General features: G+C 41.7%; 13 protein-coding genes. 11 read left to right on the forward strand and 2 right to left on the reverse strand.

Features of this window, described 5'->3' with window-relative positions:
* Positions 1–27 precede the first annotated feature (27 nt).
* The 4 genes from hrcA to dnaJ all read left to right on the forward strand — a co-directional run bounded on the left by hrcA (position 28) and on the right by dnaJ (position 4,836).
* Positions 28–1,068 (forward strand): heat-inducible transcriptional repressor HrcA, encoded by a 1,041-nt coding sequence (hrcA, locus tag FFM67_RS06145; RefSeq protein WP_137613701.1) that lies wholly within the window; start codon positions 28–30, stop codon positions 1,066–1,068.
* A gap of 32 nt (positions 1,069–1,100) precedes the next feature.
* On the forward strand, positions 1,101–1,652 hold the full coding sequence (gene grpE, locus FFM67_RS06150) for a nucleotide exchange factor GrpE (RefSeq protein WP_137613702.1): 552 nt from the start codon (positions 1,101–1,103) through the stop codon (positions 1,650–1,652).
* A 44-nt stretch (positions 1,653–1,696) separates the two neighbouring features.
* Entirely contained in the window at positions 1,697–3,526 is a 1,830-nt protein-coding gene (gene dnaK / locus FFM67_RS06155; protein ID WP_137613703.1) for a molecular chaperone DnaK, read from the forward strand.
* Between the two features lie 149 nt (positions 3,527–3,675).
* Positions 3,676–4,836 carry a molecular chaperone DnaJ gene (gene dnaJ, locus FFM67_RS06160; RefSeq protein ID WP_137613704.1) on the forward strand — a complete coding sequence of 387 codons (1,161 nt, stop codon included), beginning with the start codon at positions 3,676–3,678 and terminating at the stop codon, positions 4,834–4,836.
* Positions 4,837–5,278: 442 nt separating this feature from the next.
* Here dnaJ and mprF read toward each other — a convergent pair whose 3' ends face one another.
* The gene (mprF, locus tag FFM67_RS06170; protein WP_137613705.1) at positions 5,279–7,858 is read right to left on the reverse strand and encodes a bifunctional lysylphosphatidylglycerol flippase/synthetase MprF; all 2,580 of its coding nucleotides are present in this window, start codon (positions 7,856–7,858) and stop codon (positions 5,279–5,281) included.
* Positions 7,858–8,589, reverse strand: a complete 732-nt coding sequence (locus tag FFM67_RS06175; RefSeq protein WP_137613706.1) for an alpha/beta fold hydrolase — start codon at positions 8,587–8,589, stop codon at positions 7,858–7,860. The genes mprF and FFM67_RS06175 overlap by 1 nt, the downstream gene beginning before the upstream one ends.
* 183 nt (positions 8,590–8,772) lie before the next feature.
* Here FFM67_RS06175 and FFM67_RS06180 point away from each other — a divergent pair, with 183 nt between their 5' ends.
* From FFM67_RS06180 to xerD, 7 genes are all read left to right on the forward strand, one after another.
* The gene (locus FFM67_RS06180; protein WP_137613707.1) at positions 8,773–9,408 is read left to right on the forward strand and encodes a lysozyme family protein; all 636 of its coding nucleotides are present in this window, start codon (positions 8,773–8,775) and stop codon (positions 9,406–9,408) included.
* Positions 9,409–9,556: 148 nt separating this feature from the next.
* Positions 9,557–11,377: a DNA primase gene (gene dnaG / locus FFM67_RS06185; RefSeq protein WP_137613708.1), complete on the forward strand. Its 1,821-nt coding sequence runs from the start codon at positions 9,557–9,559 to the stop codon at positions 11,375–11,377.
* Positions 11,378–11,399: 22 nt separating this feature from the next.
* Positions 11,400–12,509 carry an RNA polymerase sigma factor RpoD gene (rpoD, locus tag FFM67_RS06190; protein WP_071861166.1) on the forward strand — a complete coding sequence of 370 codons (1,110 nt, stop codon included), beginning with the start codon at positions 11,400–11,402 and terminating at the stop codon, positions 12,507–12,509.
* Between the two features lie 258 nt (positions 12,510–12,767).
* The gene (locus tag FFM67_RS06195) at positions 12,768–14,630 is read left to right on the forward strand and encodes a cell division site-positioning protein MapZ family protein (RefSeq protein WP_137613709.1); all 1,863 of its coding nucleotides are present in this window, start codon (positions 12,768–12,770) and stop codon (positions 14,628–14,630) included.
* A gap of 203 nt (positions 14,631–14,833) precedes the next feature.
* Positions 14,834–15,691: a CvfB family protein gene (locus FFM67_RS06200; protein WP_137613710.1), complete on the forward strand. Its 858-nt coding sequence runs from the start codon at positions 14,834–14,836 to the stop codon at positions 15,689–15,691.
* 112 nt (positions 15,692–15,803) lie between these two features.
* Positions 15,804–16,259 (forward strand): ferric iron uptake transcriptional regulator, encoded by a 456-nt coding sequence (gene fur / locus FFM67_RS06205; RefSeq protein ID WP_137613711.1) that lies wholly within the window; start codon positions 15,804–15,806, stop codon positions 16,257–16,259.
* Positions 16,260–16,372: 113 nt separating this feature from the next.
* Positions 16,373–17,263 (forward strand): site-specific tyrosine recombinase XerD, encoded by an 891-nt coding sequence (gene xerD / locus FFM67_RS06210; RefSeq protein WP_137613712.1) that lies wholly within the window; start codon positions 16,373–16,375, stop codon positions 17,261–17,263.
* The last annotated feature ends 37 nt before the right edge of the window (positions 17,264–17,300 follow it).

A 17,300-nucleotide genomic window follows, 5' to 3' on the forward strand; every position in this document is an offset into this window, starting at 1 on the left:
AAGAGTGCTAACTAAAGGATGAGAAGAATGTTAACAGAAAGACAAAAACTGATTCTCAGCTTGATCATCCAAGACTTTACCAACACGGGGCAACCGGTTGGGTCAAAAAGGTTAATGGAAGAAGGCGTAAAAGCAAGTTCCGCGACTATCCGCAATGATATGAAGGCTCTGGAGGAGCTTGGTCTGCTGGAGAAGACTCATTCTTCATCTGGACGAATTCCTTCAATTTCTGGTTATCGGTATTATGTGGATCATTTACTAACGCCAGCGAAGGTGAGCAATCAAGAAGTAGATCAGATTCGCAGTTCGCTAAAAAAAGATATTCATGAGATTGATGATATCATTCAGCAATCTGCTAAAATGCTTTCTCAAGTTACGAGCTATACAGCGTTTTCCCTCGGTCCTGAAATGAAGGATCGAACGTTGACCGGCTTTCGAATTGTGCCCTTGAATGATCGGCAGATTTTGGCGATCATCGTGACGGACAAAGGAAATGTGGAGAGCCAAGTGTTTCGCATTCCGGAAAATGTTGCCAGTCAAGACTTAGAGAAGATGGTCCAGATCATTAATGATCGTTTAGTCGGACAGCCTTTAGTGAGCGTCTATCAGAAATTAAGAACAGAGATTCCTATGATCCTGCATCGCTATTTTCAAACCACTGAAGGGATCAGTCATTTGTTTGACGTCATTTTGAGCGATGCGTTTGAAGACAAGGTCTTTGTTAGTGGTCGGATGAATATTTTGAATTTTAATCCAGAACAGGACTTAAACCAAGTAAAATCAATGTACTCTTTAATGCAGAATTCCGATGAATTGACGCAGCTTTTATTGCCGTCAGACAACAACATCCATGTTCGGATCGGCGCGGAACTCGGCAACGATTTGTTTGATCATTTAAGTATGATCCAGGCGAATTATGAAATTCGCGGGCATGGCCGAGGAACGATCGCATTGTTAGGGCCAACATCGATGCCTTATTCAAAGGTCTTTGGTTTATTGGAAGTGTTTCGTTATGAGTTAACAAATGCATTGAATGATTATTATCGTTCGCTGGATTTGTATCATTAATAGGAGTTCTAAAAAGAAAGGAAGTACGCGTGGTGGCAAAAGAAAAAAAACACGAAGCGGAAGAAGAATTAGAAGAGGTTGAAACGACTGAAGCTGATGCGACTGAAGCAGAAGAAATCGACATCCCGGAACTTTCGGAAGTTGAAGCATTGACAGAGCAATTTAACGAGATGGAAGATAAGTTCCTGAGAGCTCGCGCTGAGATCGCGAACATGTCGAACCGTAACAAAAATGAACGCGAACAGCTTGTTCGTTACCGTTCACAAGATTTAGGCAAGAAGTTGTTGCCGGCGATCGATAATTTAGAAAGAGCTTTAGCAACCGAAGTAACTGACGATCAAGGAGCCAGCCTAAAAAAAGGGGTTGAGATGGTGCTTGAAAGTCTATCCGTTGCATTGAAAGAAGAAGGCATCACAGAAATCAAGGCAGAAGGGGAAGCCTTCGATCCTAATCTACACCAAGCGGTTCAAACCGTTCCCGTAGATGATGATCATAAGGCGGACACGATCGTCACTGTCTTACAAAAAGGCTATCAACTACATGACCGTGTATTGCGTCCCGCAATGGTCGTTGTAGCTCAATAATAAATCAATCTAAAATTAATAAAAGAAAAAGGAGATTTTCAACTATGAGTAAAATTATTGGTATTGACTTAGGAACAACAAACTCAGCAGTCGCTGTCTTAGAAGGCGGAGAAGCTAAAATCATTACAAACCCAGAAGGCAATCGTACAACACCCTCTGTCGTTTCATTTAAAAACGGTGAAATCCAAGTCGGAGAAGTTGCAAAGCGTCAAGCAGTAACCAATCCTAACACGATTTCTTCAATCAAACGCCACATGGGCGAAGCGGGCTACAAAGTGGATGTTGAAGGCAAATCTTACACACCACAAGAAATCTCAGCAATGGTTTTACAATATATCAAAGGCTTCGCTGAAGATTATCTAGGCGAAAAAGTAGAAAAAGCAGTCATCACTGTTCCTGCTTACTTCAATGACTCACAACGTCAAGCAACTAAAGACGCTGGTAAAATCGCTGGCTTAGAAGTGGAACGGATCGTCAACGAACCAACTGCCGCAGCTTTGGCATATGGTTTAGACAAAACAGATAAAGACGAAAAAATCTTAGTATTTGACCTTGGTGGTGGTACTTTCGACGTATCAATCCTTGAATTAGGAGACGGCGTATTCGACGTATTATCTACTGCTGGTGATAATAGTCTAGGTGGAGATGACTTTGATAACAAGATTATCGATTTCCTAGTTGCAGACTTTAAACAAGCAAACGGCATTGATCTTTCTAAAGACAAAATGGCGATGCAACGTTTGAAAGACGCTGCTGAAAAAGCGAAAAAAGATTTATCAGGTGTCAGCTCAACTCAAATCAGCTTACCATTTATCACAGCCGGCGATGCTGGTCCATTGCACTTAGAAACAACGCTATCTCGTGCGAAATTCGATGAAATCACAGCTGACTTAGTAGAACGTACGAAGAACCCTGTTCGTCAAGCGTTGAAAGATGCTGGTTTATCACAATCTGATATTGACGAAGTTATTTTAGTCGGTGGTTCAACCCGTATTCCTGCAGTTGTTGAAGCCGTCCGTAAAGAAACAAACAAAGAACCAAACAAATCTGTTAACCCTGACGAAGTAGTAGCGATGGGTGCTGCGATCCAAGGTGGCGTTATCACTGGTGACGTGAAAGATGTTGTCTTACTAGACGTAACCCCATTATCATTAGGGATCGAAACAATGGGTGGCGTGTTCACTAAATTAATTGACCGTAACACAACCATTCCTACAACGAAATCACAAGTATTCTCAACAGCGGCTGACAACCAACCTGCAGTAGACATCCATGTGTTGCAAGGTGAACGTCCAATGGCTGCTGATAACAAAACATTAGGTCGCTTCCAATTAACAGATATTCCAGCTGCACCTCGTGGTATCCCTCAAATCGAAGTTTCATTCGATATTGATAAGAACGGGATCGTAAACGTATCTGCGAAAGACCTAGGGACACAAAAAGAACAAAAAATCACGATCAAATCTTCATCTGGTTTATCAGACGACGAAATCGATCGCATGGTGAAAGACGCTGAAGCAAACTCTGAAGCGGATAAAGCACGTAAAGAAGAAGTAGACTTACGAAATGACGTGGATGCTTTACTATTCTCTGTTGATAAGACATTGAAAGAATTAGAAGGCAAAGTAGACGCCGACGAAGTCAAAAAAGCAGAAGATGCTCGCGATGAATTGAAAGCAGCAGTCGAAGCCAACGATATCGAACAAATGAAAGAAAAACGTGATGCGTTAAACGAAATCGTTCAAAACTTGACGGTTAAACTTTACGAACAAGCGGCTCAACAACAAGCGGATGCTGATCCAAACGCAGCACAAGGCGGCGCAGATGATGTCGTAGATGCTGATTTTGAAGAAGTTAACGATGACGACAAATAATTGATTCGTTGCTAAAGGCCAAAGTCATCACTTTGGCCTTTTTTCTTTCAAGGACAATCGTTCCTTTAGAAAAAATCTAAGAAGAGTATCGTATCGATTTTTTGTGTGATACAATACTAACGATTCTATGAAATTATGGAGGGAAGCCAATGGCTACAAAACGAGATTATTACGAAGTCCTTGGAGTACAAAAAGGCGCTTCGGATGATGAAATAAAAAAGGCTTACCGCAAGCTTTCCAAACAATACCATCCAGATATCAATAAAGAACCTGACGCAGAAGAAAAGTTTAAAGAAATTTCTGAAGCCTATGAAATCCTAAGCGACGCACAAAAACGGGCGGCTTATGATCAATACGGTCATGCGGGAACCGATCCAAACTTTGGTGCTGGCGGAGCAGGTGGCTTTGGCGGTGCTGGTGGTTTTGGTGGAGCAGGCGGATTTGGGTTTGAAGATATTTTTGAATCTTTCTTTGGCGGCGGCGGTTCTCGTCAAGCCGATCCAAAAGCCCCAAGACAAGGTTCAGATCTACAATATTCCATTAACTTGGAATTTGAAGAAGCAATCTTTGGGGTTGAGAAGGATATCAAATACAACCGTGAAGAAACGTGTCATACGTGTCACGGAAATGGGGCGAAACCAGGAACCGAACCAGAAGTCTGTCACAAATGTCATGGCGCTGGAACAATCAATGTGGAACATCAAACGCCGCTTGGTCGTGTGATGAGCCGTCAAACTTGTGATGTTTGTCATGGTACAGGAAAAGAAATCAAAGATCCTTGTCCAACTTGTCATGGTACAGGTCATGAAAAACGCCCACATACAGTCAAGGTTAAAGTACCGGCTGGGGTAGAAGATGGACAACAAATGCGTTTAGCAGATCAAGGGGAAGCTGGCATCAACGGTGGCCCATACGGTGATCTTTATGTTGTCTTCAAGGTCAAAGAAAGTGATCTCTTCGATCGTGATGGCGCAGAAATCTATTACACGTTACCGTTAAGCTTTGTGCAGGCAGCGCTAGGGGATGAAATCAATATTCCAACCGTTCATGGTGATGTGAAATTGAAAGTCCCTGCTGGAACACAAACGGGTGCGAAGTTCAGATTGCGTGGTAAAGGTGCGCCAAGATTACGAGGCAATACCAACGGTGACCAACAAGTCACAGTAAGAATCATTACACCGAAAAACTTGAACGACAAGCAACGTGAAGCGCTACGAGCCTTTGCGGAAGCTGGCGGTCAAACGGTGAGTGAACAAAGAGAAGAAGGGTTCTTCGGAAAAATGAAGGATGCCTTTGGCGGGAAAAAATAATCTTAGTGGTTCAATCAATTCAGTGTTGATTGAACCACTTTTTTCGTTTACTTCTTAATTAAGAAGAGAATAAGAGTCGAAGGATGAGGTACATGGATAAGCTAAGCAAGTTATTTGATCGTATAGCGAGAGACATGTTGCATGATGTTATCGCTGGTGGGCTGACTGAACCCAATGGACTTCTTCGAACAGTAGATTTTAATTGAGTTTTGTAGATAACGGCAAGTTGTCTACAAAATTATTAGGTAAGCAAATTGTTGAAGATGCAATGATTCATCATCTACCGAAGTACCTGCCGCTCTATATTAAGGAGAGTGATTGGCGTCACGCGAGCGATTTTGAAACTGGACGTTCATGGACAAAGAGATTGTGGCAATGGATGCTATGATCTTTTTTTTGTTTCAAAAAGAGCAATCAAAAAGCAGCTTCTTTTCAGAAGCTGCTACTCTTTAAACAGGAATCGGCGAATGCCGCTGTATTTTTTTTCTTCTTGGATCGGCGCATTGTCGGTGATTAAAAGAGCAATCATAACGAAACCAATCCAGCTGTCACGAGAATAAAGGACATATTCCGGCAGCCACTCAGTCGCGTATTTGTCTTTGTATTCCTTCAAACCGCCGAAAGAGTAAAAACGGGAGCCAAAATTATAAACGAGATAAGCGATCCGTTCTTGGGTAAAACTTTTTCGTTGTGTACCAACATTGGCCAATGGGGCCATGCCTAGATCGAAATATTCCAAGCCTTCCTCATCCCGCATATATTGAAATAAGTTGATAAATAGGAAATCCATCGTCCCGCTAGGTGCTTTATCTGGATCGTGACGCATCAGATCGATCGTTCCTAATTTTTCGGTGTACGTCGGCATGAAGTTGGCAAAAGCGACGATCTCCGAATCACTATTTTTAATGACGGCGATGGGCGCTCGCTGTAAATAATCTTCTGTGAAGAAACCTAAGGAAAAACCTTTTTCTTTGCGGCCGTTCAACCATTTATCGGAAACAGTTTGTAAGCTTTGCATGGTTTCTGCTGAGAAAGGTGGCTTGATCACATCGAATTGATAGCCTTCTTTCAAGGCTTTGTTTACACTGGCGCGTTGGCCTTTCATCTTTTTCCCACTGGTGGTAAAAGTCGATAGATAAACATGGGCACGCTCGCCGAATTTGATGAAGTCATAGCCGAATTCGTGTAGGATCATCACCATTTCTTCGCTGTTTTCGTAAAAGACCGGCAAATAATTGTAGCGATCAACTTCATTAATCAGCGCTTCAGTGGCGGCCTCAAAGTCACTATTTTTTCCTGATGGATCACCCATGACTAAGATCTTATTATTAAAGGTCGATAGTTGGAAGAAGACCGTATCTTCTTCACCGTCGTTGTAATAAAAAACTTTCTTGTCCTTAAGGAAAACTAGTTGGCTATCAGGATTTCCTCCGTGATTCGTTAAAATATGTTGAACCCGCGCTTCATCCAAAGGGTCACCAATTTGAACCCGTTTATTTTTCAAGAAACGGACAAACAATAAAATAATAAAGGACACGATCAAGATAGCGACAAAGCCTACGATCCAAATTTGTTCGCTAGGGAATAAGAAAAACTCTGGTAAATGATGACGATGATGAATATTAGGACTGTTATAGACACCGATGATGATATAGAGGATCGCTAAGCCCCCCATGATCGCTCCGTCGATTGTCAACCATTCCGCAGAATAGACCAGCTGTTCTCGGAACAATTCATTTTTAGAAAAAATAACAAAAATCAGTAGCAAAGCTAAAAAGAAGCCAGTGGAAAGTCGGAATCCGGCTAATAAGGAATACAAGAAAGTCAGGGTCAAGACGATGATTGAGGGGATGTATACACGGCGTACCCGAGCAGCAACCCCGCGACCTGAGACAATCAATAAGAAACCTAACAAAATTGCTGGGAAAACAACGATTACTCGTGAGCGAATCGGATTCAGATGTTCTAAGAAAGGCATTTTGATAAAGGCTTCTGGAATTGTTGCGGATAGAACTAACATGATTCCAGTAAAATATAGAAAGAACGTTTCAAATTTGTGAACCAATTCTTTTAACAAACTAATTGGGATGCCGCTGTATCGCAGATTGATCGTGGATCCCAAATTTTTGAAGAAGAACACTAGTCCAATCGCGAAAGGCACCAGATAGTAAAAAAGTCGGAATAGCAACAACCAAGCGACAACTGTCTCACGTGGAGTGCCAAGAGCAGATAGGCCGATGATCATCATGAGATCAAAACTACCTAATTCTCCTGGGATCATCGAAACAATCCCAATCACAGTCGCGGCGATAAACAAAGGAACCGTATCGCGAATATTTACGTGGATCCCCATCAATAAACCAGTCGCGATAAAACTGAGAAGAACACCTGTCCACTCAAGAAAAGAGGTGGCGATTAGTTGTAAACGGTGTGAACTTTTCAAGTCGCCTAAGTATTCTCCCTTGCCAAAAAGACTCAGACAAAAGATGATAGGGAAATACAACCCACCGCCAACCAACCAGATCCAATATTGTCGCAGAAATTGATTGTGGTCATCAAAAATAACTAAGAAAAAGGAAATCAACGCGTAAATCGACAAGCCAGACATGGTGAATACAAGAATTTTTGATAAAGCCTGTAGCACTTTTTTTCCTGAGGTTTTTTTACCGTAAAATTCTGACCGTAGTCCAGCGCTGACGAAACCGCCGAAACCTACGATATTATTCAAGGTGTTGATCAGCCAGCTTGTTTCAAAGACAAAAAGCTTTTTAGGCTTTTGCTCTAGAATTTGATTCAACGTAAAGTCGTAGCCGATCATAGGAATAATTGAAACGAGGCCGATGAGTGCCATTAATAAAATATTGCCAACGCTGATTCGACTAAAAATTGTGGACAGTTGATCAATAGAAATCGTCTTTGCTACGTTGGAAAGTTCGAAAATAACGATCACGATAACGGAAATTAAAAAAATCGTTTTAAGCTTATTTAAATGAACTTTAAACCATTCGATGAACTTACCCATTAGATCACTCCTTCGTTGTCTAAAAGAAATTGTAAAACTTCTTGGTTGAATCGTTTAGGATTGCGTCGTGCAAACATATGCCCCTGACCAGAAACGATCGCAAAGCTTGCTCCTGGGATTGACCGGGCGATATACATCGAATGCTGGGTTTTAATCGAGTCATGCTTGCCTACAATAACTAGTGTTGGTGCTTTGATTTGATTCAAATCTTCCGTAGTCAAACCGATATCATGGAAAAGCAAACGCAAGATTGGCAAGAAGTTCCGCATACCGGTATCAATAAAGGCGCCGATCCAAACAATGGCATATTGGATATAACTTAATAAATGTGGGAGCACTCGCACGCCGCTTGGGACAGTATTTCCGGCATTTAAAATTAAGTGATCGACCTTTTCGGGATACCTTCGAGCGAAAACCATTGCTAAATTTGCGCCATCACTAAATCCCAGCAGATCAGCCTGCTGGATCTCTTCTTGGTCCATAATGGTTGCCAAGTCGTCTGCCATGACTTGGAAGCTCGTTTCTTTTTGCGTATTTGTAGACCGCCCGTGTCCACGGCTGTCTACAACGAAAACATTAAAATGTTTGCTAAAGCTGTTTAATTGTTTTGAAAAATATTTTCCACTGCCACCGTTGCCGTGGAGTAAGAATAGCGCCGGCCCTTGCCCGTATTTTTCATAGTATATTTCCGAGCCGTCACTCATATGTGCCGTTTTCTTTTCGTTTCTCACAAGATCACCTACCGATAACAAGTATACCGATTTTTCCGAATATTTCCCATTAATATAATCAAATGAAAAAATGAAAACTTTAGAATGATTAATTTAATATAAAACTGATCGATTTCTCTTTCAAAGTTTCAAGGTGTTCTTGTAGTATGGAGAAAGAAAAAAAGAGATGGTTGGGCAGATTTTATGTTGAGATTAATCGGGAAAACATTAAAAATAATCGTAATACTAGCAGTTTTCGTCATCCTTGTAGTTGGCGGGAGTTTTGCAGTACGAACATATAAACAGACAAAAGTCGTCAATAGCTATCGCCCGGAGGTTCAGAAATTGGCGGACCAGAAGGGTGTAGGAGCATACACGGATGTTATTTTAGGGATCATGTATACGGAGTCTAAAGGCAAAGGGATTGATCTGATGCAAAGTTCGGAAAGTGCATATGGCACTCGTGGAAAAATCAGTAGTCAACAAGAAAGCATTGAAAGTGGCGTGAAGCATTTTTCGGAAAGTTATCAACAAGCCAAAGCGGCGGGGTGCGACTTAAACACGGCGATTCAGGCTTATAATTATGGAACAAATTATATTCAATATGTTAAAGAACGCGGCGGTAAAAATACGGTAGAGCTGGCGGAAACTTATTCTCGGGATGTCTTATCACCAGGATATGGCAATAATCAGCAACAAATGTATCGCTACATGCAAGTCCAATCGGTCTTGTATAATGGCGGCTATCTTTACCAAAATGGCGGCAATATGTTTTACGCCGAAATGGTCCAAATGAACAAGCAATTTTTAACGCTTTTTCAACGGCTTCAAAAGGGATAAAAGTATAAGCGGAAAGCTTGTAATAATAAAGAAATATGCTAAAATGATAACTGTATAAGTTCGTCTAAAAAAATCGCGCTGATTAAAGAAAGAATTAGGGCGTTTTTTTACGGCTGTTATCATATTTTTTGGGAATTGGGGTGAGGTTTTGGCGCAAAGGATTCCCCAACAGGTGATCGACGAGGTTCGTGAAAAGACGAATATCGTTGAGGTGATTGGCCAATATGTCCAATTAAAAAAGTCTGGGAAGAATTATTTAGGTCTTTGTCCGTTTCACGAAGAGAAAACCCCGTCATTTTCAGTTGCCGAAGATAAACAGATTTTTCATTGCTTCGGTTGTGGCAAAGGTGGCAATGTGTACACCTTTTTGCAAGAGCTGGAAGGGATCAGTTTTCCTGAAGCGGTAAAGAAAGTTGCTGAATTGGAACAAATTCCTTTAGCTATTGAGATTTCTTCTGATCCCGTGACACAAACATCTAGTGGACAGCAGCAGTTGATTGCATTGCATGAGCATACGAGAGATTTGTATCACCACTTATTGATGAATACAAAAGTCGGCGAGGATGCCTTGGCTTATCTTCACGAACGAGGATTAAGCGACGACTTGATCCGCGAATTCAAGATCGGCTTTGCTCCAAACCAGCGTGAATTTCTTGTTCAAATTGCGCAGCAGGATAAAGTGTCAGTGGAGTTGATGGAACGCAGTGGGTTATTTATCCGACGGGATGACGGCAGCTTTAGTGATCGTTTTTATCAGCGAGTTATGTTTCCCTTGAATGATTTTAGAGGGAAAGTGATCGGTTTTTCCGGCCGGTGGTTAAAGATGGCAGAATTTTCAGGAGAAGATCAGCCAAAGTACCTGAATTCACCAGAGACTGAATTATTTAATAAACGCCAAGTTTTATTTAATTTTGACAAGGCTCGCAATGAGATTCGCAAGCAAGGTGAAGCGATTTTATTCGAAGGCTTCATGGATGTTTTAGCGGCTTGGCAAGCAGATATCAAAATTGGGTTGGCGTCAATGGGAACGAGCTTGACAGAGCAGCAGATTGCCGTAATCGAGCGGGTCACCGGTCAAGTCGTGATTGCCTACGACGGGGATACCCCTGGTCAGGCGGCAACAGATCGCGCATTGACTATCTTAGGTGCTCATAGTCGCTTACAACTTGCTACTGTGACCGTTCCTGAAAAACTTGATCCGGATGAATATTTACGAAAATATGGTGTGGCTGAGCTACAAAATTTATTGCGGCATGGTCGTCAAACTCCCTTTGCATTTAAAATGCATTATCGTAAAAAAGACTTGAATTTGGACAATGAAGCGGACCGCTTGAGTTATTTAGAGGCGGTGATGCAGGATTTGGCCAAGGTACAGTCGCCGGTGGAGCAGGATTTATATTTGGGACAGTTATCCAGCGAGTTTCATGTCACGCGGGATAGCTTGAAGCAGCAATTGCAAATGGTACGTCAGAGTATTCGTTCAGAACGACGCCAACAGCCGACCAATATCGCAGTTGTACCGTCTCTTCCAGGTAAAAGAATGTTGACTAAAGAAGAAAAGGCGGAGCGGATGCTATTGTATCGTAGTATGAATGAACCTTCGATTCGTGAGCAATTAGTGCAGGATGAGTTTCAATTTATCCACGATTCCTATCAGGAATTGCTTCTTTACTTAGATAGTTATATGATGGTTCATGGAAATTTCGTTTTAGCGGACTTCTTGAACTATTTAAAAGAAGATGCGATGAAGCAGTTAGCCATCGACATCTCTATGATAGCCATGTCAGAAGATAGCAACGAACGTGAGATCTATGACTTGACGCGGGTCATTTCCCAAGCTGGCATTGCTGAAGAAATCAAACAACGACAAAAAGAGCAGCTTGAGGCCAGAAAAAATGGGAACCAGCAACGAGAATTAGAATTGACCGTTCAAATTATCGAGTTGACGAAACGCTTGAAACAAGCCTAGAAGTGAAAGGGGCATTTATTTTATGGCAGATGTAAAAAACAACAAAGAGTACCAAAAAGCTTTAGCAGCCTTCATCAAGGAAAAGAAACCTTTGGGACAGGTGGTTTATGATGAACTAACCAATCGTATGGCGACTCCTTATGCGTTGAACGCTGAAGCGATGGATGCATTAATCCAAAAAGTCGAAGATGCTGGGATCAGTGTCGTTGATGAAAATGGTGAACCTTCAAAGGCTAGTTTAAAACAAAATGAAAAAACGGCGAAAGCCGCTCAAAAAGAAGATCTTTCCGCTCCAACGGGTGTGAAGATCAACGACCCGGTTCGGATGTACTTAAAAGAAATCGGACGCGTGTCGTTATTGACAGCGCAAGAAGAAGTTGAACTTGCTTTGTTAATCGAACAAGGTGACCAAGAAGCGAAGCAACGTTTAGCGGAAGCAAACTTGCGTTTAGTAGTAAGTATCGCGAAGCGTTATGTCGGTCGTGGAATGCAATTCCTTGATTTGATCCAAGAAGGAAATATGGGCTTAATGAAAGCCGTCGAAAAATTTGATTACCGCAAAGGATTCAAATTCTCGACTTACGCGACTTGGTGGATTCGTCAAGCCATCACTCGTGCGATCGCTGACCAAGCGCGGACGATTCGGATTCCAGTCCATATGGTTGAAACCATCAATAAATTGATTCGGGTACAACGTCAATTACTGCAAGACTTAGGTCGGGAACCGACACCGGAAGAAATCGGTGCGGAAATGGATCTGCCAACAGAAAAAGTTCGTGAAATCTTGAAAATCGCTCAAGAGCCTGTGTCATTAGAAACACCAATTGGTGAAGAAGATGATTCACACCTAGGTGATTTCATTGAAGACCAAGAAGCGACTAGTCCGGCTGAACATGCGGCTTCTGAAATGTTGAAAGAACAATTAGAAGATGTTTTGGATACGTTGACGGATCGTGAAGAAAATGTCTTGCGTTTGCGTTTTGGTTTAGATGACGGTCGGACTCGTACCTTGGAAGAAGTTGGTCGGGTCTTTGGGGTTACTCGTGAACGGATTCGTCAGATCGAAGCCAAAGCTTTACGAAAATTACGCCACCCATCACGCTCTAAACAATTGAAAGACTTTTTAGAATAAGTGAGCTGAACTCCTTGAGAATTTTCAAGGAGTTTTTTTTATCCAAAAGTTAGGGAATAAGGATGAGAGCATTCTGTTCGATTTCGAAAAAATGCGCCGTTTTATAGTCTTTCCAAATAGAATAAACAGGTAGAATAGAGATCATGCAAACTTTAAATAGAATTCATTATTTTTAATTAATTCAATCAAAAATTGCTTGGAACTTCCCTAAACATATGATAGATTAAGGCATAAGTTTTAAAAAAGGAGCCGATTTCATTGCAAAAATGCCCTAACTGTGGATTTGAACCAGTCGAAGGATATGCAACTTGTCCGAAGTGTGGCTTTTCATTACAGTTAAACGATCAAAAAGAGATTGAAGATAGAAACGATACCATCGAGTGGTCTGAGCTTGCCGATATGCCGATTGAATCCGTCCAAAAGATGTTTAAAGAAAATGAGGAGAAAATGAAGGAAGAAGAGAATAAAAAAAATTCTACTGAAGAAATGCCTGAAATGAATCCGATTTTGGCACGGTATATTCGTGAGCATAAGGAAGGCGTCATTGATGAAGAACCCGAAGAAAAACCATTAGAAACTGAAAATAAAACAGACGGTCCTAAGTCTGAAAGCACCCCGATAGATGAAACACCAACTGAGCCTGCTGAAAAATTGGCGGAGGTAGACGAAGCAACGTCAACTGAACCTGAGATAGAAGAAGCGGCACAAGCGATGTCTGACAATGAACCCGAATCAGAAAATCAAGCGACGGTACCTACTGTTGAAGCTGAAACAGTTGAAGCCTCACCGAAAGAAGAACTAAAAGAACAATCCTCAGACGAAAATGAAGGGTCAAAAGAAGAATCAGCAGAAAACTTGTCTGAATCAGTTGAAGCGACAATCGACTCCGACCTTAATTCAAACGAGTCAGAGGACGTTGAAGAAGCGGCCATTGCTCCTGAACCGTTAGTAGCTGCAACAGAAGCTGAAGAGGCAGAAGAGCCTGAGCAAGTGGCGGTTACTTCTGAGCCAATCAATGAAACTGAACCAGCCGTAGCTACAGAATCAGCAACCAAAGCATCGAAGCCGACGGGAGAAGGACCTAAAAAAAATCGCAAGAAGCTGTATATCACCTTAGCGGCGGTGGCGGTTTTAGGAATTGGCGGCGGTTATTATTATCATCATGAAAAAGAAGTCGAAGCGCAACGGATCGCTACAGTGAAAAAAGAAAACAAAGCGATCGATACGATTGAACGAGATCTCGCCAGCTTTTACACGGATGATCAGCAAACTTTCTTAGCAGCGGATAAGGTCAATGAAAATACCGATCAGTTAGCTGATGAGATAGCGCAATACAAAGGCCATAAGCGTTATGATACAGTCAATAAAGAATACGATGAATTGGTCACAAAGCAAAAGGCTCAACAATCGGTAAACCAATTATTCACGAGTGCAGCCATCGATGGGGATAAGCTTGCCGATAAGCCATTGTTAAAAGCGGCTGAACCAGTCGATTTAACCATCAATACTGGGGACACTCAGTTTAATACGTTAATGAATCAAGCTGTAGCAAATGCTAAAGATCAATATGCGAAGATTGAAACAGCGAAGCAAAAAGCAGATGCATTATTAAAAGACGGCAACGTGATCGCTTCAGTTAATCGCGAACAATACAATGCAGCTAATGACGCGGTGAAGGCTGTTGCCAATCAAGCATTGGTTCAAACGCAAAAGGATGAATTGACGAAAGTTGATCAAACTTTAAAAGAGAAAGAGAAAAAGGCAGCTGATGAAAAAGCAGCGGCCGAAAAAGCGGCGCAAGAAAAAGCCGAGCAGGAGAAGGCAGCGCAAAACCAAAAACCAAGTAGTAGCCAAGCTGGCGATACTAGCAGCGCTGCTTACGCTTGGGCTCCTGGTGTGAAGGAAAAAGTTATCCAAACCTGTATTTCTCGTGGGTACATTGTCGAAGGCGGCTATAGCCTAGAACCGGTTAAAGTTGAAAATGGTGAAGGCTATTACAACTTATATGCTACTTCAAATCGGGCATCTTTGACAAAAGGTTACACGGATGCTGATTTGCCGATGTACTTAGTCACAATCAACTGTAAAACTGGTTGGTTCAAAGGAAACGGCCCGAATTAAATTAATTTGAAAAAGTTGAGATAGAAGCGGTTATCAGCTTCAAATAGTTGAAGCCGCACTTCTAAAACAACGAGTATTCGTAGATAAAGGAGCTAGGAAAGTATTTTTTTCCCAGCTCCTTTATCAGTTTTATTGCTTCATGAAATAAATAGAGTAAAATGGTAGAAGAATAAATAAACAGACGAGCTGTTAGGAGAAAAAAGATGAATGAATTATTAGGTCAAGTTTTCACAGGACTAATTATTGATGAGAACGAAACAATGTATTTGGTGCAAAAAAACGGGGTTACTTTCCGGCTAGCAAAAACGGAGGAGGCTCCTCATGAAATCGGTGAATCTATTGAGGGCTTCGGCTACGTGAATCAAAAGAAAGAAGCGATCTTTACGACGGAGATTCCAAAAGTTCGGATCGGCCACTATGCCTTTGGCGAGGTGACGGATGTTCGTCGTGATTTAGGCGCCTTTGTTAATATTGGCTTACCAGATAAAGATATGGTGGTTTCTTTAGATGAGATGCCAAGTATGAAGGAATTATGGCCGAAAAAAGGCGACCGTCTGATGATCAGTCTACGAGTGGATGAGAAGGATCGGATGTGGGGTGTCTTAGCGGATGAAACAATTTTCCATTCTATGAGTCGAATGGGAAACAGCGAGATGCAAAATGAGAATAAAAAAGGAACGATTTATCGCTTAAAAGTCGCTGGCTCGTATTTGATTACTGAGGATTTCTACTTGGGCTTTGTTCATCCTTCAGAGCGTTATCAAGAACCACGCTTAGGAGAAGTTGTTGAGGCTCGGGTGATTGGTGTCCGGCCTGATGGTGTATTAAATATGTCATTGAAACCGCGAAGTTACGAAATGATCAATGACGATGCGGCGATGGTCTTGACGATGCTGCAACGCAATGCCACCCATACGTTACCATTTTGGGACAAGTCAGCTCCAGAAGAAATCAAGGAAACTTTTGGCATCAGTAAAGGCCAATTCAAACGGGCAATCGGTCATCTGCTGAAAGAAAAATTGATCGAACAATCAGAAGGCGAAATTCGTTTAAAAAGCTAATTGAGAATACCTTGCATTAATTAGATTGATAAACTATAATAATTCTAATAAAAGCAACAGCAAGGCATTGTTTTATTTGTAATTATTATAAAGTAGATTGAGGAGGGTTCTCGTGAACGCAATTCTAGCTTTACAAAAAACCAAAAAGCAACTTCATGATTCTGGCTTCAAATTAACCCCTCAGCGTGAAGCGACCGTTCTCGTTTTATTAGAAAATGAAAAGGATCATTTATCCGCCGAAGAAATTTATTTTTTAGTGAAAAGAAAAAGTCCTGAGATTGGGTTAGCGACTGTCTATCGGACATTGGAAATTTTGACAGAGCTGCATATCGTCAATAAAATTAGCTTTGATGATGGTTTGGCGCGTTATGATCTGCGTAAAGAAGGCGCAGAACATTTCCATCATCATTTACTTTGTTTGGAATGTGGCAACATCGAAGAAATCGAAGAAGATTTATTAGTTGAGGTGGAACGTGTAGTAGAATCACGGTTTCATTTTATCGTGAAGGATCACCGCTTGACTTTTCACGGGATCTGCCAAAGCTGCCAAGCAAAAAAAGAAGCGTAAAGTTTCGAAAAAAATTCGAATCAGTTATAATAGAATTGCTGAGTCCCTTGTCACGATACGTGCTATCATTTCAAGGGACTTTTTGGTATGATAAAGCGGAAAGTGGTGAAAAAATGGAAGAACAAATAACAGAATACTTGCATTTTTTATCGATCGAACGAGGACTTTCCGAAAATACTCGTACCAGTTATCAACGAGACCTGAAACAATATTTGGCCTTCTTGACTGAGCAAGGGATTACGGAATGGCAAGCAGTTGATCGATATCTTGTTGTGGCTTTCTTAGGAAATTTAACCGAAGCAGGGAAAGCTTCAACGACGATAACCCGAATGATCTCCAGCCTACGCCGGTTTCATCAATTTTTACGTCAAGAACGGTATACGGATCATGATCCGATGCAGCATATTGATAGTCCCAAAAAGGCTCAAAAACTGCCTCAGACGCTTTCTATCGCTGAAGTGGAACGTTTGATCGCAGCACCAGACACGACCACTGATTTAGGCATTCGCGACCGTGCCATTTTGGAAGTAATGTATGCGACAGGTTTGCGGGTCAGTGAATTAATCAGCCTGAAGTTGGGGGATATCCATTTAGAAATGGGCCTGCTGCAAACCGTTGGTAAAGGAGATAAAGAACGAATCGTTCCGTTAGGTGATTACGCGATCCATTGGTTGGAACGGTATCTTGCGGAAGTTCGGCCGTTAATGACGAAGAAAACACCGAATGAGCCGTATCTATTTGTCAACAATCATGGACATGGGTTGAGTCGTCAAGGGATTTGGAAAAACCTCAAGCAATATGTAATCAAGGCGGAAATTATAAAGGATGTTACACCTCATACACTGCGTCATAGCTTTGCGACCCACTTGCTTGAAAATGGGGCAGATCTGCGGACGGTTCAGGAGCTGTTGGGCCACGCGGATATTTCTACGACCCAGATCTATACGCATATTACGAAACGCCGAATGACGGAAGTCTACAAAGAATTTTTCCCAAGAGCTTAAAAAGAAACGACCGATTGAAAAAGGGATTTCTTAAAAT

This window comes from Enterococcus viikkiensis (assembly GCF_005405345.1).
GTDB classification, from domain to species: Bacteria; Bacillota; Bacilli; order Lactobacillales; family Enterococcaceae; genus Enterococcus_A; species Enterococcus_A viikkiensis.

Excerpts from the sequence above, each read along its gene's own strand:
- mprF (WP_137613705.1), bottom strand. The coding sequence starts at position 7,858 with ATGGGTAAGTTCATCGAATGGTTTAAAGTTCATTTAAATAAGCTTAAA.
- dnaK (WP_137613703.1), top strand. The coding sequence starts at position 1,697 with ATGAGTAAAATTATTGGTATTGACTTAGGAACAACAAACTCAGCAGTC.
- rpoD (WP_071861166.1), top strand. The coding sequence starts at position 11,400 with ATGGCAGATGTAAAAAACAACAAAGAGTACCAAAAAGCTTTAGCAGCC.
- xerD (WP_137613712.1), top strand. The coding sequence starts at position 16,373 with ATGGAAGAACAAATAACAGAATACTTGCATTTTTTATCGATCGAACGA.
- hrcA (WP_137613701.1), top strand. The coding sequence starts at position 28 with ATGTTAACAGAAAGACAAAAACTGATTCTCAGCTTGATCATCCAAGAC.
- FFM67_RS06180 (WP_137613707.1), top strand. The coding sequence starts at position 8,773 with ATGTTGAGATTAATCGGGAAAACATTAAAAATAATCGTAATACTAGCA.
- dnaJ (WP_137613704.1), top strand. The coding sequence starts at position 3,676 with ATGGCTACAAAACGAGATTATTACGAAGTCCTTGGAGTACAAAAAGGC.
- FFM67_RS06200 (WP_137613710.1), top strand. The coding sequence starts at position 14,834 with ATGAATGAATTATTAGGTCAAGTTTTCACAGGACTAATTATTGATGAG.